A 20760-nucleotide genomic window follows, 5' to 3' on the forward strand; every position below is an offset into this window, starting at 1 on the left:
CACCAATGAAGCGTGACTTATCGGAAAGCCCAGCACGATGTACAGTTGAATATCCGCCAGGGAATACTGGGGATTATCAAAGTCATGGGCCGGTGGTACAACAAGTGTTTTGATTTCCGTTGCAGTTACGGCTTTGTGTGGAAGGAATCCGTGCTTCGAGTAACGGAGGTGGTTTTGGCGTTGCGCGCTCCGCGCTTGCGCCACCAAATGACCACGCCAGTGACAGACAGCAGTGCGATCACAATACCCATAATCGAAATGAGTATCCGTCCCGGTAGCCCGAGAATACGCCCAGAGTGAATCGGAAACTGGGCTTGTACAAACAGATCAGCAATTGTGCCCTGCCATGGTTCATACGCACCTAGTTCTCTTCCGTCCACGGCGTCCAGATGAATTGTTCGGTGCCCGGCACCGCCTGCCCCGTGCCCGTCTTCCGGGTGGAAAAAAGCCACGCCGTATATGCCAAAGTCTGGTGAATAGAAAATCGAGCCGGCGGGTTCTTCCCAGCCCTTGGCGTAGGCTATCCGGGATGCATGTGAGATTGCTGTGGCAAAGTCCTGTTGCGGAACCACTGGGTCGGTCTCAGGCCGGGGCTCGCGGGTATCAAATACGCTGGGCGTGACATCTGAAACCAGACTCATGACGGGAAAGAACACTTCGCGGTAGAGGTTCAGTGAAAATGCAGTAAAGGCAACGACGAACAAGAGTATCCAGGTCCAGAGACTCAGGGCGCGGTGCAGATCGAAATTCAGTTTATAACTGTTGCCATGCCAACGAATTTTCCACGCGGGCAGCCAGCGCTGTAACCAGGAGCGCGGTTTAAGGTCAGGGCAAACGTTACTAGTGATATCCGGCGCGGCGAGGCGCCCAGCGTTGTTTTTCAATACGCGAGAATGGTTGCGACGACGCGACGGCAGCGTCAAGTAAAGGCCGGAAAAGCAGTCAATCATCCAGATTAGCGCGATGATGCCCATCAGCCAAACGCCCCACCGGTCGATACCCAGGAATTCAGGCATGTGCAGACTGTAGTGCAGTACGTACATGAACGACACCAGGTTCCGGCGCGTGATAGGCCACACTGCTCCCCATTCGCGCTTACCCAGTTCCATACCGCTGACCGGATCTACAAAAATCTGATTAAAGTCGACTTTATACAGTTCACCGGTATCAGGATTAATCCGTGGCATGACAAACAGGGACAATGTGTGTCCCGGTTCTGCGCGCAATGGGGCAAAGGTTATCTGTATTGTCGGATGCCGCGCCTCAACCGCCTGTATCAGGTCCAGTGTTGGCAGTGCTGTGCCGACCGATTGAGTTTTGGTCAGGTCGGCGTTCAGCCATTCGTCCAGTTCGTGATCCCATGAGATCACTGCACCGGTCACGCCAGACAGAATGAGGAAGGCCGCGATAAATAGACCGGCCCAGCGATGCAGCAACACGAAAATAGTACGCACTTTAATATTCCGCAATAAAAAGCGTATCTTGCACAGCAGTACCATGCAAGACACGAAAGACCCCCTGGGTCAAAATCGGTAGCGCAGTTCCGCGCTGACATCAAACGGGCTGCCGTATGCCAGCTGGCTGTAGAAGCCGATCTGGCTGTAATAGGTTTTATCCAGCAAGTTGTTGATGTTGATCTGTGCTGAGAGTTGCTCACTGAAGTCGTAGCGCGCCATCAGGTTGATCAGGCTGTAGTCGTCCTGCACCAGATTTTCCTCGGCGCCGGTGGTGGGATTGAGGGCAGGTGTGTAGTTTTCTCCCTGCCAGTTGATGCCGCCTCCAAGGGTGAGGTCTGACAGGATACCGGTGAATGCGTGGTAGGTAGTGAACAGTTTGAACATCTTGCGCGGTTGGCTCGTGTTGACGTTGATGTTGTCCGCATCCTGCGCTTTGAATTGCGTGTAGCTGGCTGCGATTTCCCAACCTTCGGTAATGGCACCAACCGCTTCCAGTTCAAAACCTTCGCTGGTTGCGCCCTCGGCAGCCCGAGAGGCCTCGAAAATGGTGCCAGGAATAAAGTTCCCGGTATCGATCTGGGCGAGATTGTCCTGCTTGATGTGGAATACTGCGACGGTTGTGCTGAGTGAATCGTTGAAAAAACCGCTCTTTAGACCGATCTCGTAACTCTCGCCAATAATTGGATCGAGCTGCTGACCATTGCGGTCTAGCGCGTTCTGCGGTTTGAAGATCTCGGTATAGCTGAGGTAGGCCGAGGTCGATTCGGTGATGTCATAGAGTGCGCCGACGTACGGTAGAAACACATTGCTGTCGTGGTAGTCGACCGATGCGCCATAGCTTTGCCCCTTGGATTCCCAACTGGCGAGTCGGCCACCGAGCACCAGTTTCAGTGCGTCGGTTAGGGAGACGCGCGTCGCGGCGTAGAATCCAGTTTGTTCCGTGTCCAGTTCAATATCCGTATTGCGATCACCCCACTGAGGTTCGGGATACGAGCCGTCCCAATCAAAGAAATTGCCCACTCCGGGGGATTCACCCAGCGGGTCAAAAGTGTGGGTTTTCTCATTCTGGTCCATCCAGCTATAGCCCACTACCGCTTCATGCTCTCGCCCCAACAAAGCATACGAACCCGATACGTTCACTCCGATGCTGTCCTGTTCACGTGTGGTGTCAGAGCGATAGGGCGAGGTGCTCATGCCCTCACCGGTGACTTTGTCTGGTGTGCCGGAAAGATACAGTAGATGCAGGTTGGCATCGTTCTCGGCTCGATTGTAATCTAGCGAGGCGGTCCACTTGTTCAGAAATTCGTGCCTGAGCGTCGCGAAGTATGTCGTGCTGGTGGAGGCCCAGCGTGTCCAGTCGGCGCCCACTGTTTTTGAGTCAGGCCAATCGGTCCGTGAGCCGTCACTGAACCATGCCGGTAGACCGCCCCAGGTGGAGCTGGTGGGGTCATTATCCTGGTAGCTGGCGCCAACGCGCAACAGAGTGCTCACGCCCAGATCGGCGTCCATGGTGCCGTAGGCCACTTTCTTGGTATTGCCCAGCAGGTCAGTCCACGAGTCACCATCAGCGTAACTAAGCACCGCACGCGCGCGTATCGAGCCGTCACTGGTGATCGGTGTACTGATATCGGCCATCGCGTCGTAGTTATTCCACCGGCTGGCCCCTATAGATGTAATCCCAGTGAGTTCCTTGCTGTCGGCGTGCTTACGCACCAGGTTGATGGACGCGGAAGGGTTGCCCGCACCGGTCAGCAGGCCAGTGGCGCCCCGCACTATTTCGATGCGTTCATACGCGGCCATATCGGTTTGGGTTTCACCGGCATCGCCACCGGGGCTCCAGCTGATGGGCACGCCATCCAGTTGATAGTTGTCGATTTCAAAGCCCCGCGCTGCAAATGTGGACCGCGAACTGTCGAGTTCCTTGGCGGAGACTCCAGTAGCGTTGAGCACCACGTCAGTAAGCGAGTTCAGATTTTGGTCTTCGATGCGCTGGAAGGTCATCACACTGACAGATTGTGGCGTTTCCCGTATCGAGAGGCCAAGGCCTGTCGCGGAGTTGAGTTGGTCGTCGGTGGTGTAGGAGCCGCGTACGATGACCTCTTCCATCGCCGGGCTTTCTTTCTGTGCGGTAACCTCCGCTGCGGTCTTCTCTTTGGCTACGGTAGACTCCTGCGCGAGCGCGGTTGTGGTAGGGAATCCACAGAGGATGAGGGTCATGGCAGTGGCCCTTTGTCTCAGGCGGCTGGATGTGGCGATGGGGCAGTGGTGGTGCATGACCTATTTCCATGTTCGGAACAAAAGGAAGGCACATGGTAATAATAATCATTATCATTTGCAATAAGATGTTGTGCAATCCTGCCTTGTGTAACATTCGAGCGTGTACGGACGTGGACGAGACAAATTCCGCGGGCTTGGAAACGACACGCGGCCGTTCCTACGTCACTTGACGTCTCCCAATGCCGATCGGCGTTGACATATGCTGCAGGAGTTGGACAACAGGATTGATGCTTGGGCGAATGGGGGGGGCTACACTGTTTTGTTCTTCATAGCCCTCTCGGAAAGTTGGAAAAGCGACTCACCTTACTACAATGGTTGCCCGGCAACCTGCTTTGTATAGTTGGCACTATTTGGTTTCGATCAATGCCCCAGAGCATTGTTACCGGAATACTGCCTAAAGCCAGAAAGTTCATCATTTGTGAAATTGCCTTCTAGTAGGCCGCAGAAACAACGCAAGACAGGTCAGCGATAGCAATATCCACGAAGCCATATCCCACAATTTGTCTCCTAGCAGTGCTAGCGATAACCCTGCAACGGACATTATCAGCAACACGAGAGGGATGGCGTAAATGTGCTTCAGTTTAGATCGACTGAACATTGTTTATCCCCCTGTCCTTCTTGAAAGGACGTCGCCGGTCCAGCCACAAATACACGCCACTGCCCAGGAGCACAATGGTTAAAATATCAAACACTGCCCAGAGAATTTTCAATGGCATCCCACCATAATTTCCGAAGTGCAAGGGCTGGCAGAGAAGTAACGCGTTAATGTAAGCGGGCAAGGCCGGGGCGGCTGTTACTTCAGCAGTGCGGGCATCGACCAGTACCGGGTGCAGCAAAAATTTGGTGCGAGCTGTATTGCCTCGCATAAAGACGCTGTAGTGATGGGCTGTGGACATGAATGCGCCGGGCGAGGAGATATAGTACAGCTCGCCATCTGGTAGGGCCAATTGCGCGGCAGCCACCACTGTATTTAGTGAAGCGAACTCTGCGACAGAAGGGGGTGGTATTGTTTGATAATCTGCAACCGTTTCTGCCAACTGTCCTGAACGCCAGCTCATCAGGATATACTCCCCCCAGCTGTTGATCATGCCAGTCCCTCCCACGACTAGCGCCCAACCTAATGTGACCATGCCAATCAGGTTGTGAAGATCCAGCCAGCGAAGTCGGCTAGAGGTGCTTCTGACTTCGCCGAATTCCAGTCGGCGCATGTGTGGTGCATATACAACCACACCACTGATCAGGGCGACCATCATCAGCAGCGCAACAAAACCCATCAAGGTGTAGCCGAAAGGGCCCATCGTCAATGTGGTGTGCAGGTCGATAAAAAGCTGCAGTGGCGAGGGTGCACTTTCTACAAGGTCACCGCTGTACTGATTCATGACAACATTAAAGTTCTTGCTGAAATGAGAAGTGGGGGTGTCGCCAATATTGAGAATTACCAAGTCAGGTGTATCCTCTTCCCACACAATATAGTGAACAGCCTTTCCGGGAAAGTTTGCTTGTGCAGACACCAGCAGCTCATCGAGCGACGTGCTGCTGTCTCCTGTAGCGGTGCTAGATGGCTCAGTGCCATATCCTAACAGGAACTCCAGTTCGCCTTTGAATATTAGTGGCAGACCACTCGCAAACAACACTATTAGTACCAAGGTCGAAGCCAGGCTAGACCACGAATGTATGCTTAGCCATCGCTGCAGCGTAGCACTCGACATCAATCAAAACTCCGCACTAAAACGCACGCCGGTCTCTCGGCCAGCACCGAGTTGGTAGAGTTCACCCACGCCCGTGTACTCGAAGCCGTAGGTGGTGTAGGTTTTGTCGGCGAGATTGGTGCCGTAGAGCTGGATGCTGTAGTGCTCGGCCAGTTGCCAAGCCACTGTGAGGTTGTATAGGGTGAAAGCATCCTCGCCGATAGTGTTGGTTTCATCGAAATACATCTTGTCGATATAGTTCGCGTGCAAGCCTGACGTGATACTGCCCCACTGACCGGGAAGATCCACACGGTATGTCACTGACAGGTTGAGCGCCTGCTCTGGGGTGTATGGCAATTTGTTGCCCTGCAAATCCAGCCCAGGTGTTAGAGGGTTGTCGTAGTCAGTGAATTCTGTGCGGTTCCATGCATAGCCAAGAGATGCATTTATGGCTTCAGTTATCATCCACCGAATATTCAGGTCCAAACCCTTGGATTCGGCTTTGCCCACGTTTTGCAGATATTGGTTGGGTGTGACGCCTACATAAAGTTGGTAATCATCATTACGCGTCCAGTATGCGGCTAGATCAATTTGTGCCCGGTTGTTCAGGAAAATATGTTTGATACCCGCCTCTATATTGTCCACATTTTCTGAGTCGTAGCTAAAGCTGGCATTCTCGGGGGTTAGCAAACGCGTATACCCGCCGGGCTTATAACCGGAGCTATAGAGCGAATAAACGCGTGTAGCATCATTGAGTTGATAGCCTAGTGTCAGGGCCGGTGAAACGGCAGAAAAATCGTCATCTTCCTGCTCATAGAGCGCGCCAGAAGAGCCGTTGGCTTTGACTTTACGCTCTTCCGCTCGTGCCCCGGCAATAACTGATAGGTCCTCGGTGAATTGCAAAGTGAGCTCACCGAAAAGTGCCAGCGTCTCGATATCCTGATGAGAATACATTGCATATGCAGGACGTGAGAAATCAAAATCGACCGATTCGTAGTAAACCCCGGTCGTGTAAGACCATTTTTCACTCGCATCGGGATCGGAGCTTAGGCGCAGCTCCTGCGTGGTAGTGTTTTGATCTTCTGGGCTGTAGGACCCGAATACTGTGCGTTTCAGATTGCGATCCTGGTAGGAGGTCAGGGACGTCAATGTGATATCGCCAAGCTCATAGATTATGGTAAGCCCGTACTGGTAGGAGTCCAGCGTGTAATGATTTTCTACCGGGTAGGCTATGCGCTGCTGCAGTTGAGCGACCGGGACGTATTGCTCTTCTGTCGATTTAATATTCGCGCCCGATGTTTCAAGGCGCATCGACCACGGTGAGTCTGCAGAGTCATAGTAGATTCGCGCGCGATAGGTTTTGTTAGTGGAATCTCCCAGTCTGGACCCGGTTATTTCATCCTTATATTCTCCATCGATATCCTGGCGTATACCCGATACATCTGCAGACCAGCCCCGGTATATGTCGGTGCTAGCGGATAGCGAATATTCCTCAACGAGATTGCTTTGGCGTGTGTTGAAGCTGGCGGTGGGTGATTCCTCAGGGGTTAGTGTGACTACGTCTATTACACCACCGACGGCACCACTGCCGTACAGTGTCCCCTGCGGGCCGTAGAGAACCTCTACCTGCTTGACCGAGCCCGGAAGTAGTGTGCCAAAAGTGGCCTGATCCTGGATAAACCCATCGATGTAGACTTGCACTTTAGGTTCATAGAAATCGACAGAGGATTGCCCGCGAAGGGTAACGTTGTCATAGGCGCGATTCCCTCGTGGGCGGAATACTAATCCCGCTACTGTTCGACCGAGTTCATCAATGGCCTCTACCTGTTGCTGTGTAAGCGCCTCTTTGCTGACTACGCTGAGCATGCCTTCATAGTCGAAAACGGATGTTGTGCGCTTGGGCGCGGTTACGATTACCTCCTCAAGCATTTGCTGAGCCGAGACGACCATTGGTGCCAGTCCCAAACAGAGCATTACGCACGGGAAGGGACCGACTCCGATTCTCAATTTGCGATTTCTGTAGCTAACTTTCATTTGGCGCAGGTCCTACTAGTTAGTGGCTGTTTCGTGTCAATGGTGCCTATCCAGGCAAGAATGGTGCTTTCCATTGCTAGCAGCCACCGTGATCGGGGTGGTTATGGACGTGATCAGGGTTTATTTGTAATAATAATCATTCTCATCACAGGTTTGCCGCTTTACAGCCGGGTTGGTCCATGGTCAATGAACGTAATATCGCCCAGAACATCAGGTCAGCCGTGCCAGAGGCTGTTGGTATGAACATCAACAACTACCTGCCTTCTGCCTCTGATCTAGGCGGACAGGTTCGTCGGCTAAGTTTGCGAGATGGATTTGACCTGTCTGTGTACGACATATGTACAGGTCAGTCACAGCGAGTGGATGCGGCTACCGATCCGTGTGTATCGATCAATGTGATATTGAAGGGGGGCGGTTCAGCGCTAATTCATGACCAGGACCTTCAGTCTCCGAACATTCCTTATCTGTCCGGAACTACCTATGTCTGCGTCATGCATAACCGTATGACTAACACTATGCGACTCCCTGCAGGTGTGAGTCTGAAAGGTATCGATATACGTTTGGGGTTCGCTTTTCTGCAGCGTTTGTCAGGTGCGCCGATGATGAACGAATTAACGGCTGTGCACCCCTGGCATTACAGTTCTGGCCGAGGCGCGTGGATTGGCTTGCGTCAGGCTACGGGAAAGACACTTGCGCATGCAGGATATGTGCTGCAACAGGTTCTCTGTGAGCGGCCAGACGACTTGGTGATAGAGAGTCGGGTGTTAGAAATACTTTCCACTACTTTCTCCCAGTTAAAGGTATCGCAGAGCGATCCCTGTTCTAAAATTAACTCTAAACACGCCCGTTTGATAGCTCGCGCATATCAATTACTCCTCAGTGATATTACCCACCCTTGGACGATCCGGGAAATTTCGAGCCAAATTGGCCTGAACGAGAAATGTTTGAAAGCAGGATTTAAACAACAGTATGGCCAACCCATTTTCCAGTTTCTACAAAACCAGCGTTTACTGGAGGCCCAAACACTTTTGCAACAGGCCAACGTCCGGGTCGTGGATGTCGCGATGCAAGTTGGCTATGCGAACCCTAGTCACTTTGCTTATCTGTACAAGCGGCAATTTGGAGTCTCGCCCTCGCAGGTGGCAAATGACTCAGATTTTTGAGTAACGTCAAAACCAATACAGTAAACAGAGTATCCGCTTAAAACAGTGTTCGAATGAGGGATTGAGCGGGAGTGATCTCACTATGTCCTTTGTTCGATGTTTGGCAGAAGGTTGATCGTTTTACGGGAGTATTCTAGATCAATGAGACTGAATACGCGTACTATCACATTGATCTTTGTGACTGTCTCTATACTTTTCTCGGAGTAAAGTACAGATTACAAGGTGATGAAAAAGGAATTGGAAGAATGACGCAACCCCTGGATTTCCCAGAACTGAGTTGTTATCTGTTACCGGGACATACGATGTCTCCCGCCGATGCCATCGAGGAAGCCAAGCAAGCGGAATCGCTCGGTCTTGGCAAGGTATGGTTGTCAGAACGGTTTGATGTCAAGGATGCCGGCGTGATTTGCTCAGCGGCCCTGGCGGTCACTGAGCGAATTCATGTGGCCACAGCGGCAACCAATATTCATACTCGCCATCCATTGGTTCTGGCCTCCATGTGCAGCAGTCTGCACTATTTGTCGGGCGGCAGGTTTGAGCTGGGTCTCGCTCGCGGCGTGGGAATTCGCAATGACCTGATGGGCCTTAAGAACGTCACTAATGCGCAACTAGTCGAGGGGTTAGAGGTGTTGCGCACATTATGGCGCGGCGAAAAAGTTATGGGTCATGAGGGAGAGATGGGCAGCTTGCCTTACTTGTCTATGGGCGACTGGATGAGCGCAGACATTCCGATCCATTTCGTAGGCTTTGGCCCTAATAGTCTGCGCTTTGCCGGTCGCCACTTCGATGGCGTTCATCTGCATACATTTATCACCGATGAGGGGTTACAGCGAGCGAAAGCGCTGGTCCGTCAGGGTGCTGAAGAGGCGGGTAGGGACCCGGATGCTATTCGCATTTATTCTGTATACGCTACCGTACTTAATCCGACTCGAGAGGATTATCTGAGGAAGCTAGTCGCGCGCATGGCCACCTATATGCAGGCGCCGGGTTACGCAGAACACTTGGTTGCCCTCAATGATTGGGATCCTGCGATCCTTGCGACATTTCGTAGCAACGACGTTGTGACCTCGATGTTGGGGGGAATCGACAGTGTCGCGACACTGGAGCAACTTGAAAAAATTAGCGAACTCTTACCTGAAGACTGGCTACCCGCCGGTATCGGTTCTGTAGAAGATTGTGCCCGGGGTTGGAAAAATCAGCTGGAAAATGGTGCCGATGGCGTAGTGATTCATGGCTCCACACCATCAGAATTCGAGCCGATTTTAGATGCATACCGAAAACTGGATTAGCGCTCAGGGAGTGCGGGATTGAAGCCCTACGGAACGCGAAATCATTCTTTTCTATCTGCGGAGCGCAATACGATTTGCTCGTAAGCATCGCACGCATAAGCCTCGGCAGCTGTTCCAGGCATTAGTCATAACGCCCCTGCCACCATCTAAAGCCGAGATCTACCAGCTGTTGTTCAGAAACAGGTCGTTGAATTTCTTGCAGGAGCGCGTCGAGCACAGGTTTATCAGATAAGGGGCGTTTGTAGATAAGGCCGCTATTCTCGCTCGTGTGGACAAGAATACGACAGTAATCCTCGTCGCCAATGAGTCCCGGATTGTACTCGTCGTAATACACCCAGACCGTGTTACCAAGAAAGTAACTGGGCCAATGGTCGTCGGCGTTCCAGAATTCGTCCACATGGACAAAGTCTCTCGGATTTTTGATCACGAGGAGTACCTATCTGGCGATATGCAGCACGAGGGTAACCGCCAAATAGATCAACAGGTACCAGACTACCGTCATCAAAATTCCCACGGCTATAAAGGCTCCCGCCTTCCCTGACTGAAAGTCCCGGTGACGATTTTTTGAGCTTTGGACACCATAGAACGAAGCCAGAATACTGCCAACCATTTGCAGGAGGGAAACATGGGGCACAGACTCTTCATCGTGGGCGCTAGTTGGCTGATTTTTGGATTTCATTGCAATGCCTCGCCGGTAAATCGAACAGTACAAGTAGGATAGGTGATGTTTCAAAATCAGTACAGAATCAGAAATTGAATTAAAAACCATATCAGTTTAATCTCGGCCGGATGAAACGCTATGAAAAGCTGGCCGAACAAATCGCAGAAATGATACGCGGCGGGTTGTTGGGGCCGGGAGATAAAGCGCCTTCCGTCCGTCAGGCGAGTGCCCGTTTTGGCGTTAGCCCATCCACTGTATTTCAAGCCTACTACCTGCTGGAGAGTCGTGGACTTGTGCGCGCGCGAGAGCGCTCCGGATATTATGTTTGCGACAACGTGCACCAGCAGTTGCCAGAATTAACTCGGACCAACCCTGTCGTAAGATCTACCGAAGTGTCGATTAACGAACTGGTGTTTTCTGTGTTGGATGCGGTTGGCGATTCTGACATTGCGCCACTAGGTGCCGCTTTCCCGTCGCCGGACCTATTTCCATTGGGGAAATTGAGCCGGTCACTCAACCGTGCTAATCGAGCGCCCCAAGTGAATGCTGGCAGTAAAAACCTGAGCCCTGGCAATGAGGTGCTGCGTCAGGCTATAGCCCGGCGCTACATGAGCGCTGGTGTGCCAGTTTCGGCTGATGAAATTGTCATCACCAACGGCGCATTGGAAGGACTCACGTTGGCGTTACAAACGCTGACTAAACCGGGTGACACAGTGGCGATCGAATCGCCCGGGTTTTATGCGGCGCTACAGCTGATTCAGCTTCTGAATCTTCGGGCTATAGAAATTCCAATGAATCCGCAGGAAGGGTTAGATTTGGAAGTGCTTGAAGAGGCATTGGAGCAGCACGACGTTCGGGTATGCTGGTGTATGACGAACTTTCAAAACCCATTGGGTTCCAGCATGTCGGAATCCCGAAAAAGAGCGTTGGTCGCGTTGCTGAAATCACACGATATTCCACTTATAGAGGACGATGTCTACGCGGAGCTGTATTTTGGGACGACTTATCCGCAGCCGGCGAAAACCTTTGATGAAAGCGGGCTCGTTATCCACTGTGGCTCATTTTCCAAGTCATTGGCGCCCGGGTATCGCATCGGTTGGGTACTGCCTGGGCGCTATTTTGAGCCGATGCGTCGCATCAAGTTAACGACGTCACTCTCGGCCTCTGTGCCGGCTCAGCTGGCTATCGCGGACTATTTACTGCTAGGGCAATACGATCGTCATCTGCGCAAGCTGAGAATATTGTTGGAGGACCAGCAAGCAGAAATGGCGACGGCTGTTGCCAACTATTTCCCCAGCGGAACGAAAATTTCTCGCCCGAAAGGCGGTTACTTCCTATGGCTTGAGTTACCGGGAGACATAGACACGATGTCCCTTTATCAGCTGGCATTGGAGGAGGGTATAAACTTTGCTCCGGGGCCCATGTTCTCCGTTTCAGGCGAATATCGAAATTGTATGCGGCTGAACTATGGGTTGCAGAGGAGTTGCATTCGCAGTGCTATTGAAGCGCTTGGTCGGTTAGCGAAACAGATGTAAAGTAAATGGCGAGGTATCAAGTTGCAACGAGTATTGATCTGGTAGGCTGCAATAGTTGCATAGCATAATGACCTACGTGCAAGCTTTGAAATCAAGCGGAGTTTGAGGTTTAACAAAGTACAGACGGGCTAATATTCTTCGCAAATTGAAGTCGCGATTGCAAAGGCCTGGCCACTGATGCCATGCAGAACTGGTTTGAACTTGCGTTGGGTCATCTGGTCGGCTGCACTTCGAAATCGGTCGACGGATGCTACCTTAAACTTGGAAATATCGAAAATTATTTTGTATCATCGCGGAAGGAAACCGAGGCCGAGAATAACTGGAGGTGGTAGAATTCGGGTCCTCCTCAATCGTTACCAAAGGTGAATTATTCAACATGGCCAAGTCAAAGGAAGAGCTTCATAAAGAGTGCGTAGATCGCTTCATTGATCTCGCGAACACCATGAAAGATGAAAACATTGATATCAACATTATATCCGGGGGGCTGATGACTGCATCCTGCATCTATGGTAGTTATGTGGTGGGCGGCAACGACGGCGGTTTGACGGAATCGGGTGTGGAGAAGGTGGCTGGCGTGTACAAGCGCGAATTGGCCAGAATTCAGGTACTGAAGAAACAGGCTGCCAGCCAGTAATCTGCGCTGGCATGTTGTCTCCCAGCCCGTTCAGCTTCGGGCCAGCATAGAGCAGAAATACCTTGCGTCGCGCTGGCCCTGTACCAACACTTGTGCTGATGGGGAGAGATTCCCGCCATTCGTCCTCACCGTTCGCTCTGACTTACCCAGGTCGCCCAGAAATCCGAGTTTAGCGGAAAAAATCGCGGGCATTAGCCCGGCCCACTCCAACTCCCGATTCAGCCACGTGATGGCAGTACGGCCGTTTCCATCGCCAAACAGATGCATATCCGCCAGTGCTATTAACAGTGTGAGGGCACGCGGATACCCCGGCGGGAGTTGGTTGTATATATTCTCGATAAAGCTTCTGAAAGTAGCGCTGGCAAAGCCCGGCTCCAAGCGTCGAGCGATCTGGTCACCCGCAGTCATATTCTGCGCGTATTTGAAATGCCCGGGCAAAAAACCGGGTAACTGGTGGCAGGAAAGCGCATGCCAGTGCCGCAGGTGAACTTCTGCTTTGACCGGGTCCGCCAAATCAAGCTGGCACAAGCGAGCAGCTTCAATGGCAGGCACCATATTCAAGGATTGTCGCAATTGAAAAGAGGGCTCCGATTCCTGCTCGATATCCAGCTGGAGCTGCCGATACTCTTCGACATTTGAAACCATCGGAATCATGAACATTGCTTCAATTATCGGCCAATCAGCCGGCAAGTCGGGAATAATCTCCACCGGTTCAATTTCAAGGCTTCTCGCTGATTCGGCATAGCGCTGCAACGTTTCAATCATCGCTTCATCAACGCGATCGAGTTCGTCGGGGAGTTCGCGCAGGGCGGACTCCAGCGGCGCCGGATTGTTGTGCGTCGTCAACTGTGAAATCGCGTCGTTGAGCCGTTTTTGCTCTGACAATGCACGCTGGGCGGATTCTACTTCCTTTTTCTCCATCGGTGTAAGCGGCAGTTTAGACACCTCTTTTAGCTGTGTAGCGGCATTGTCGAAACGCGCTAGTAGAATCTGAAGCGTAGCCAGGTTAACGCGTGCCATAGTGAAATTGGGGTCCATCGATATGGCTTCTTCGAACAGGCCTTCCGCAAAATCCAGCTGGCCCTGTGACGGCATCGCGCAAGCCAGCTTGTTCAGAGAGAGCGGCGTACGCTCCAGAGCAACCGCCTGTTTATAGCTGGAGAAGGCCTCGTTCGAGCGGCCTAACATCCGCAAAGCGTCCCCAAACAACAGGTGCGAAATCATCAGCTTCGGGTTCATTTCGACGGCCTTTCTAAGTGCCGTGGCGGCGTAATCAAAATGCTTCAATTCAAACAGCGCCGAACCCAGGTTGATCCAGCCCTCCACTCGTTCGGGATCGAGCGAGGTAGCGTTGGTAAAAGCCTTTAGCGCGGCCTCCATCTTACCCTGCTGAAAATTCTGCTGACCGGCCTGCATGGATTCCAGCCAGGCTTTTTGTGCTGTTGTTGATGTATTCACTGAGTTTTTCCGTTTGGGTTATCTGTATCCAGCGCAGAGAATAGCCCAAGAGAGCAATCCAAAACAGGCATATGGCTGAAACGCGGATAAGTGTAACGTAAATTTTTGGTGCCGACGAATGGTCGCTTAAGTCAGTTCAAACAATACTGATGCGGTGACGGTTTCGAGCGCCGGGACAGTAGCTAACCTCCCCGTTCTTTCCAATGTGGCTGTACGATATGCAAAGCATCTTGAACGCGCGGCAAATTTATCCTGTCCGCTCGCCACTACACTGACCTTGTCATATCAACAATTACACGAGGGCAGTATTATGGACTTGGCAACACAGTACTTGATCATTGGTTCGACCGGTAAGACTGGCTCACGCGTTATGGCGGGCTTGCAGACGCTTGGGTTAAAACCCAAAGGAGCGAGCCGCAACGGCGAAGTGCATTTTGACTGGGATGATCCGACAAGCTGGGCAGCAGCACTCAATGGTATCGATGCGGTTTACCTGACGTACTACCCTGATCTGGCGATACCCAAAGCACCTGAAGATATCTCCAGGTTCTGCGCGCTGGCAAAGATGAAGGGGGTCAGGCACATTACCTTGCTTTCCGGTCGCAGTGAGCCTGCAGCCAAGCTATGCGAGAACATCATCATACAATCAGGTATCAGCTGGACGGTCGTGCGCGCCTCCTGGTTCAATCAGAATTTCAGCGAGGGCCTGTTTCGCCAGTTCATCATGGATGGCAATATCGCGTTGCCTGTCACGGATATTACCGAGCCGTTTATCGATATTCGCGATATCGCTGACATTGCCGTTGCGTCGCTCATCGACGACAGGCACAGCGAGCAACTGTATGAAGTCACCGGGCCTGAATTGATCAGCTTTGCCGATATCGCCGCCAGATTCAGCAAGCACCTGAACAGGCAGGTAGGCTTCGAGTCGATCAGTATCGGCGAGTTTCAAGCTCGAATGGCCAGGGATGCTGTGCCGCAAGATGTTATCGAAACAGTGGCCTATTTGTTTGGCGAGGTGCTCGACGGTCGCAGTGAGTCAATCACCGATGGTGTCCAGAGAGCGCTGGGCCGTCCTGCAACGAGCTTCGATCAGTATATTCTGAAAAACATGCAGTACTTCACCGAGGCAGCTTGATCATGAGTATCCAGATCCTGCAAGTCTTTGAGTCATTGATTCAGCTTTCGATGATAATCATGGTTGGGCTGTATTTTACGTTCTCTAACACCGTCATGGCATCTCTCGCCAAGTTTGAAGCGGGCGCGGATGTCATGGTTGAGATCAACAAGGTTATTCTCAATCCGGTCTTTATGGCGGTGTTCTGGATTTCCGGACTGGGCTCACTGTATCTCGTGGTCGCTGCGAAGGGTTTGTTATTCATCGCTGCTCTCGTATTCCTGGTCGGTACGACACTGGTGACGATATTCAAGAATGTGCCGTTGAATAATCAGCTGAAAGAGGCGGGCGCGCAACGTGAGCAGGTCTGGCAGCGTTATCTCGACAAGTGGGTGTTCTGGAATCATGTGCGCACGGTGGCTGCAATTAGTTCCGGCTTCCTGCTGGTTGTCTGAGCCTTGAATTTTGGATGCAACGAGATAAGAGCCCGCCCAGTACCGGTTTTATCTGTACAGTGTTGGCAAACAGTTCGCCATGTGAACACGAAGCGGGTTATAGTTTTTAGCGCAGCTAGACGTGCAAGAGGCCAGGTATGTCGTTTGATTACAAATCACGAGCAGCCACACAGATTGTAGATCATCCGGTTGGCAAGCTACTCGACAGCTTGAGAATGCAAAGCGCGTTTTACACCAGCTCGAGACTGACGCGTCCCTGGGGCATGACCATGCCCCCAATGCCCAACTGCATGATGTATCACATCATGCTTGAGGGTGAGGCAGAGTGTCGCGTGAAGGATTCTGTATTCAGCCTGGAAGAGGGGGCTTTCGTACTGTTGCCTGCTGGCGATGGGCATATTTTGTCCGACGGACAGTGCAAAACGCTAACGCCGCTAAGCGCGCTGCCCATCGAAAGCGTCACCGAGCGCTACGAAACACTGGATTTTGGTGGCGGTGGTCATGTCAGCCGGATGGTGTGTGGCGCCATGTTGTTCCAGCACCCACTTGCGATAAAGTTGCTCGGGATCTTGCCGCCCTTTATCAAGATCCATCCCGATTCAGAGGGATCAGCCAGTATTGTTACCAGTGTAGCAGAGTTGCTCAAGGCGGAGGCACAGTCGGTCTCGGTGGGCGCAGAAGCGGTCATTTCACGGCTTGCCGACATTCTCGTGATAGCCGCCATGAGAGAGTATCTATCCGGACTGGACGACTCGCAAACCGGTTGGCTGACTGCGCTCGAAGATGACCGCATCGGGAAATCACTCAAGCTGATACACGATCAGCCCGCCAGGCACTGGTCGCTGGAAGAATTGGCGACCGCTGTTGGCATGTCCAGAACCAGCTTCGCTACGCAATTCAAGAAGCTGGTAGGCAATACCCCGATAGACTATCTGACCGAGTGGCGTATGTCGTTGGCGTACTCCAGTCTGCAACTGACGAGGGACACGGTGCTTTCCATCGCACTGGATATTGGCTATCAGTCAGAAGCGGCATTCTCACGGGCTTTTAAGAAAATTATCGGCAAGAGCCCGGCGGAAGTCAGGAAAGATTATCAGGCTTTAAACGCATCTGCTCACGCGTAAAAGTCGTACCCCGGAAGGATACTTTAGACACGGGGAACTGATTTGCTCTTTCGAGGCGGCTTCCTGCTATCCCGGCAGATCACCAATCCGATCATTCAGGTTTTCCAGCAGATAGTCCGCCAGCACCCGCACGGCAGGCGATTGTCCACGCCGAGAAGGCATCAGTAGACTCAACTGCGCCTTGCCAGTGTTCCAGTCAGGCAGCACCCGCACCAGTGAGCCGTCCTTGAGTTCATCCCTACAGGTATAGGCAGGCAAGCTCACAATGCCCAGGCCTTTCGCCGCTGCCTGCTTTAAAGTAGCCATGTCATCGCTGCAAAGTTGCGGGCTAAAAGAGAGCGTAGTTTTTAACCCTTCGGTATTCTCCAGGTTCCAGTGACCGGTTGCAGGCTGCCAGCCGACCTTCAAGCTTTGCCTCTTAATTAAATCATCGGGTGATGTTGGTGTCCCGGTTTGGGCCAGGTATCCCGGGCTCGCGAACAGATGCCAGGACACAACAGCCAGGTGCCGCTGGATAAGAGCCGAATCAGGGAGGGGGTCGGTGTGGCCACGAATGGCCATATCGATGCCCGAGGATACGAGGTCAATCTCCTGGTTGGTGACCTGCTGAACCATTTTTACCTCTGGGTGTTTTGTCAGGAAATTAAACAGCAGGTCCTTGATCGCAAACTGGGCAACACCCACCGAACAACTCAGGGTAACGCGCCCGCTGAGTGACGCCTTGCGACTTTGAATCGCCGCTTCGGCCGCCTCCATTTCCTCAATCAGAGCCCTCGCATGCCGGTAAAATACCTGGCCGGTTTCAGTCACTTTAAACTGTCGCGAGCTGCGCTGTATCAACCGGGTATCGAGCCTTTCTTCCAGCCTGGAGACGTGTCGACTCAAGCGCGATTTGGGCATATCGAGCGCTCTCGCGGCCGGAGAAAATCCCTGCTTTTCGACCACGTGAACGAAATAGAAGTAATCATTCAGATCAATCATAGCGTCTGGCGTCCTCTCGGATCAGTTGGTTATTGTTCCAATTATAGAACGAAGTATTCATTTATTGTATCTACAAGCGGTTATCGTTCCATTGGTAATATCAATTCATACATAGAGCGTAATCTAACCAGGAGATCGAACAATGAACGCAGCAGCCTCTTTGGCCGAAAAACCGGAATTGAATGTTGATCCGACCGCATGTGTCACAGCGCCCCAAAGTGGACGCCAGCTCGAGATCGGCGCGGGATTTACCGCGCTCTCTTTTCGGGAGCGCGATTTCTCCGGCGCGATGGACCCGCTGGTGATGGTTGATCACTACCGCATGTGTGAGCCGACCTTTGGTGCGCATCCCCACGCCGGTCTCTCCGCGGTGTCCGTACTCTTTGAAGACAGCGAGGGTGAATTTCACAACAGGGATTCACTGGGCAACGATTTTGATTTGATGCCTGGCGATCTTTACTGGTTAAAGGCGGGCTCCGGCGTTGTTCACGATGAGGCACCAAGGGCCGGCGCAAAAATTCACGGCTTGCAGGTATTTGTGAATCTGCCTGCGCGGATGAAACAGGATGAGCCCGAATCGCTGCATGTGAGAGCTCTGGACATGCCCGTGCTGGAAACCCATGCCAACCGCGTTCGTATTGTGCTCGGAGAGAGCAATGGCGTCATGGGGCAGGTATCACCCGCGCTGCCCATGACCATTCTGGACGGCAAGATAGCTGCCGGTTCCAGCTTTGCCCATGAACTGAAGGCCCTGGAACACGCCTGGGTTTATGCGATGCGAGGTGGGATCGAGCTCGTTGTTGCGGGTAAGAGGGTAAAACTACAGGAAGGCAAATCCATTGCCATTGAAGCAAACTCGGCTTTCTCCGCGCATACAATGGAATTCAACAATATTGCTGCTTCAGAAGCGCACTTTGCATTATTTGCAGCCGAGCCCGTAAAAGAAGCTTTCGTCCACAAAGGCCCGTTCGTGATGAATACTGAAGCTGAAATAGCCAAGGTGGAAGCGGATTATGCTACCGGGAAACTCGGTCGGCTCTCATGACTACCTCAACATGAACGGCACACTTTGCGAAAGGACAACATGGCGTTGTTTACGGCATAGCGCTAAAAACAGTGGTTATAGGCGTGATCTACCCCCGAATACTTCTTATTGTTGTCCGTGGTCAGTGAATCAAGAGCGCCATGCTGCCCGCGATTGTCAGCAGTACATTCGCGAATGCATAGGCGCCAGTGTAGCCGAGCGACGGCATGGGACTCTTCGCTGCAGCGGTCACTACGCTGAGCGAGGCACCGCTGGTCATAGAACCTGTGATGCCGCCGAGTAGCAGCACCGGATGTATCTTTAACACCTTGCGTCCAAAAACATAGCCGATTATGACAGGGATAACAGTCACGAACGCACCAGAGATGATCAATACAGGGCCTGCCGCTGCGACAGTTTCAATAATATCTGCCCCAGCGCGCAGCCCCACGCCGGCCATAAATAGCAATAGACCAAACTCCATCAAGAACCAGCGGGTGCTGTCTGGCATGCGCCCGAAAACAGGATATATGCTACGCAGGTAGCCGATGATCAGTCCGGACGCCAACAAACCGCCGGCGGAACCCAGGCCGATGGAGAACTGGCCGATGGCTATACTGAACAGGCCCAGCACGACGCCCGCTGCAATGCCAAAGGAGAATGTCACCATGTCGGTCTCGATCATGGCTCGGTCAACGTGACCGATTTCTTCTCCCAGCAGGTCGATGCTCCCATTCATACCGACCACGGTTAAGATGTCGCCCCGTTGCAGCGCCACTGCTGCTGTGAGCGGCACATTGATTCGACTGCGAGTCAGCTTTGTTACCATAACACCGAACCGCCGCGGGAGTTCCAGCTGTTGTAGCGTCTTTCCTGTGGTATCAGGATTGGTGACCACTATCTGCGCGGTTTGTGTCGCCGCTCGTTTGTCGACCGCTGGTGTAACTTCTGCGCCAATTTTTGAAACCGTATCGGCGAAAAAATTTACATGGCCTATTACGAGTAACTCATCACCTAATATCAAGTGGTCCGGCTTTTCCAGAAGCTCACCATCGCGGCGGACACGGACTACTGAGTGGCCATCCCAATACTGGTTTATGACTTCGACGAATGGCAAGTGTGTGATATCGGAATTAGTGACCCGGTAGATACGCGCATCGATGTTAGTGGGCTGCGTGCCGACGAGTTCCTTGTTTGCGTTCTCTAAATCGGCAGACTCCTGCACAAGGTTGATTCCGACAATTTGTGGCAGCAGTTTGATGATGGTGATAAGGCCTGCCAAACCGAAGATATACGTGATTGCATAGCTGGTCGCTACGTTGCCCATCATTTCATCGGCAGTTATGCCCGGCGGAGGCATCACTTGACCTGATCTCAATGCTTCCTGCGCAGCGGCGAGCGTGGGTGAGCTGGTCAGGCCGCCCGCTAATATACCGGCGGCAGAGCCGGGTTCCAGTGCCAGCAAACTCGATGCAAGCACTGCGATGCCGAACCCGGAGCCGGAGATGACGACTGCCAGCAGAAAATAGCGGAGGCCATCGGTTCGCAATACGTCGAAAAAGCGTGGCCCGGCCTGGTATCCGACGGAAAAAATAAACAGGGCAAAGCCAACGGATTGGGCTCCGGGCGACATCCTAAAATCGAAATGGCCGAGGAACAGCCCGGCAAACAGTACACCGGCAACGGGCCCGAGTGAAAAATTGCCGATACGAAAACCGCCAATCAAGTAACCCGCGCCAAGAATGAGAAAGAGGGTTAATACAGGTTGGGTGCGCAGTACGTCGAGCAGTTGTGTGAAAAACGCTATATCTTCCATCAAGCGAGCCTATCATGAACGACTGTGGGTAAGCATTGTCGAAGCTT

17 protein-coding genes are annotated in these 20760 nt (G+C 52.5%); 8 read left to right on the top strand and 9 right to left on the bottom strand.

The features are described 5' to 3' along the window. Positions 1-125: 125 nt before the first annotated feature. The 4 genes from AC0L6S_RS01670 to AC0L6S_RS01685 all read right to left on the bottom strand — a co-directional run bounded on the left by AC0L6S_RS01670 (position 126) and on the right by AC0L6S_RS01685 (position 7351). Positions 126-1454: a PepSY-associated TM helix domain-containing protein gene (locus AC0L6S_RS01670; protein ID WP_473426682.1), complete on the bottom strand. Its 1329-nt coding sequence runs from the start codon at positions 1452-1454 to the stop codon at positions 126-128. Between the two features lie 69 nt (positions 1455-1523). Next, entirely contained in the window at positions 1524-3674 is a 2151-nt protein-coding gene (locus AC0L6S_RS01675) for a TonB-dependent siderophore receptor (protein WP_473426683.1), read from the bottom strand. Positions 3675-4315: 641 nt separating this feature from the next. Then, positions 4316-5443, bottom strand: a complete 1128-nt coding sequence (locus tag AC0L6S_RS01680) for a PepSY-associated TM helix domain-containing protein (RefSeq protein WP_473426684.1) — start codon at positions 5441-5443, stop codon at positions 4316-4318. 3 nt (positions 5444-5446) lie between these two features. Next, positions 5447-7351 (bottom strand): TonB-dependent receptor, encoded by a 1905-nt coding sequence (locus AC0L6S_RS01685; RefSeq protein ID WP_473426685.1) that lies wholly within the window; start codon positions 7349-7351, stop codon positions 5447-5449. A gap of 284 nt (positions 7352-7635) precedes the next feature. On the opposite strand from AC0L6S_RS01685, the gene AC0L6S_RS01690 reads away from it, so the two are divergent. Then, a complete protein-coding gene (locus AC0L6S_RS01690) occupies positions 7636-8619 on the top strand; it encodes a helix-turn-helix transcriptional regulator (protein WP_473426686.1) in 984 nt (327 codons plus the stop codon). A 245-nt stretch (positions 8620-8864) separates the two neighbouring features. Next, positions 8865-9908 (top strand): TIGR03857 family LLM class F420-dependent oxidoreductase, encoded by a 1044-nt coding sequence (locus AC0L6S_RS01695; RefSeq protein WP_473426687.1) that lies wholly within the window; start codon positions 8865-8867, stop codon positions 9906-9908. Positions 9909-10029: 121 nt separating this feature from the next. Here AC0L6S_RS01695 and AC0L6S_RS01700 read toward each other — a convergent pair whose 3' ends face one another. Together AC0L6S_RS01700 and AC0L6S_RS01705 are read right to left on the bottom strand one after the other, a co-directional pair. Then, complete coding sequence (locus tag AC0L6S_RS01700) at positions 10030-10335, bottom strand: hypothetical protein (RefSeq protein WP_473426688.1); 306 nt, start codon at positions 10333-10335, stop codon at positions 10030-10032. A 9-nt stretch (positions 10336-10344) separates the two neighbouring features. Further along, positions 10345-10587 (bottom strand): DUF2970 domain-containing protein, encoded by a 243-nt coding sequence (locus tag AC0L6S_RS01705; protein ID WP_473426689.1) that lies wholly within the window; start codon positions 10585-10587, stop codon positions 10345-10347. 110 nt (positions 10588-10697) lie between these two features. Here AC0L6S_RS01705 and AC0L6S_RS01710 point away from each other — a divergent pair, with 110 nt between their 5' ends. Beyond that, positions 10698-12104, top strand: coding sequence for an aminotransferase-like domain-containing protein (locus tag AC0L6S_RS01710; protein ID WP_473426690.1), 1407 nt, complete (start codon positions 10698-10700; stop codon positions 12102-12104). Positions 12105-12480: 376 nt separating this feature from the next. Beyond that, entirely contained in the window at positions 12481-12738 is a 258-nt protein-coding gene (locus tag AC0L6S_RS01715; RefSeq protein ID WP_473426691.1) for a DUF3144 domain-containing protein, read from the top strand. Positions 12739-12768: 30 nt separating this feature from the next. Here AC0L6S_RS01715 and AC0L6S_RS01720 read toward each other — a convergent pair whose 3' ends face one another. Next, a complete protein-coding gene (locus AC0L6S_RS01720) occupies positions 12769-14196 on the bottom strand; it encodes a tetratricopeptide repeat protein (RefSeq protein ID WP_473426692.1) in 1428 nt (475 codons plus the stop codon). A 310-nt stretch (positions 14197-14506) separates the two neighbouring features. On the opposite strand from AC0L6S_RS01720, the gene AC0L6S_RS01725 reads away from it, so the two are divergent. From AC0L6S_RS01725 to AC0L6S_RS01735, 3 genes are all read left to right on the top strand, one after another. Further along, positions 14507-15334, top strand: coding sequence for an NmrA family NAD(P)-binding protein (locus AC0L6S_RS01725; RefSeq protein ID WP_473426693.1), 828 nt, complete (start codon positions 14507-14509; stop codon positions 15332-15334). A gap of 2 nt (positions 15335-15336) precedes the next feature. Continuing rightward, positions 15337-15768, top strand: coding sequence for an anthrone oxygenase family protein (locus tag AC0L6S_RS01730; protein ID WP_473426694.1), 432 nt, complete (start codon positions 15337-15339; stop codon positions 15766-15768). Positions 15769-15905: 137 nt separating this feature from the next. Continuing rightward, on the top strand, positions 15906-16892 hold the full coding sequence (locus AC0L6S_RS01735; RefSeq protein ID WP_473426695.1) for an AraC family transcriptional regulator: 987 nt from the start codon (positions 15906-15908) through the stop codon (positions 16890-16892). Positions 16893-16958: 66 nt separating this feature from the next. Here the strand turns inward: AC0L6S_RS01735 and AC0L6S_RS01740 are convergent, their stop codons facing one another. After that, positions 16959-17873: a LysR substrate-binding domain-containing protein gene (locus AC0L6S_RS01740; protein WP_473426696.1), complete on the bottom strand. Its 915-nt coding sequence runs from the start codon at positions 17871-17873 to the stop codon at positions 16959-16961. A 142-nt stretch (positions 17874-18015) separates the two neighbouring features. Here AC0L6S_RS01740 and AC0L6S_RS01745 point away from each other — a divergent pair, with 142 nt between their 5' ends. Then, positions 18016-18918 carry a pirin family protein gene (locus AC0L6S_RS01745; RefSeq protein WP_473426697.1) on the top strand — a complete coding sequence of 301 codons (903 nt, stop codon included), beginning with the start codon at positions 18016-18018 and terminating at the stop codon, positions 18916-18918. 121 nt (positions 18919-19039) lie between these two features. Here the strand turns inward: AC0L6S_RS01745 and AC0L6S_RS01750 are convergent, their stop codons facing one another. Then, a complete protein-coding gene (locus AC0L6S_RS01750) occupies positions 19040-20713 on the bottom strand; it encodes an aspartate:alanine exchanger family transporter (RefSeq protein ID WP_473426698.1) in 1674 nt (557 codons plus the stop codon). Between the last annotated feature and the right edge of the window lie 47 nt (positions 20714-20760).

The organism is Halioglobus sp. D3-4 (assembly GCF_055809315.1).

Bases quoted from the DNA above. Each gene is read 5' to 3' on its own strand.
- AC0L6S_RS01675 (WP_473426683.1), bottom strand. From the start codon at position 3,674: ATGACCCTCATCCTCTGTGGATTCCCTACCACAACCGCGCTCGCGCAG.
- AC0L6S_RS01680 (WP_473426684.1), bottom strand. From the start codon at position 5,443: ATGTCGAGTGCTACGCTGCAGCGATGGCTAAGCATACATTCGTGGTCT.
- AC0L6S_RS01685 (WP_473426685.1), bottom strand. From the start codon at position 7,351: ATGCTTGAGGAGGTAATCGTAACCGCGCCCAAGCGCACAACATCCGTT.
- AC0L6S_RS01690 (WP_473426686.1), top strand. From the start codon at position 7,636: ATGGTCAATGAACGTAATATCGCCCAGAACATCAGGTCAGCCGTGCCA.
- AC0L6S_RS01695 (WP_473426687.1), top strand. From the start codon at position 8,865: ATGACGCAACCCCTGGATTTCCCAGAACTGAGTTGTTATCTGTTACCG.
- AC0L6S_RS01705 (WP_473426689.1), bottom strand. From the start codon at position 10,587: ATGAAATCCAAAAATCAGCCAACTAGCGCCCACGATGAAGAGTCTGTG.
- AC0L6S_RS01710 (WP_473426690.1), top strand. From the start codon at position 10,698: ATGAAACGCTATGAAAAGCTGGCCGAACAAATCGCAGAAATGATACGC.
- AC0L6S_RS01715 (WP_473426691.1), top strand. From the start codon at position 12,481: ATGGCCAAGTCAAAGGAAGAGCTTCATAAAGAGTGCGTAGATCGCTTC.
- AC0L6S_RS01725 (WP_473426693.1), top strand. From the start codon at position 14,507: ATGGACTTGGCAACACAGTACTTGATCATTGGTTCGACCGGTAAGACT.
- AC0L6S_RS01730 (WP_473426694.1), top strand. From the start codon at position 15,337: ATGAGTATCCAGATCCTGCAAGTCTTTGAGTCATTGATTCAGCTTTCG.
- AC0L6S_RS01735 (WP_473426695.1), top strand. From the start codon at position 15,906: ATGTCGTTTGATTACAAATCACGAGCAGCCACACAGATTGTAGATCAT.
- AC0L6S_RS01740 (WP_473426696.1), bottom strand. From the start codon at position 17,873: ATGATTGATCTGAATGATTACTTCTATTTCGTTCACGTGGTCGAAAAG.
- AC0L6S_RS01745 (WP_473426697.1), top strand. From the start codon at position 18,016: ATGAACGCAGCAGCCTCTTTGGCCGAAAAACCGGAATTGAATGTTGAT.
- AC0L6S_RS01750 (WP_473426698.1), bottom strand. From the start codon at position 20,713: ATGGAAGATATAGCGTTTTTCACACAACTGCTCGACGTACTGCGCACC.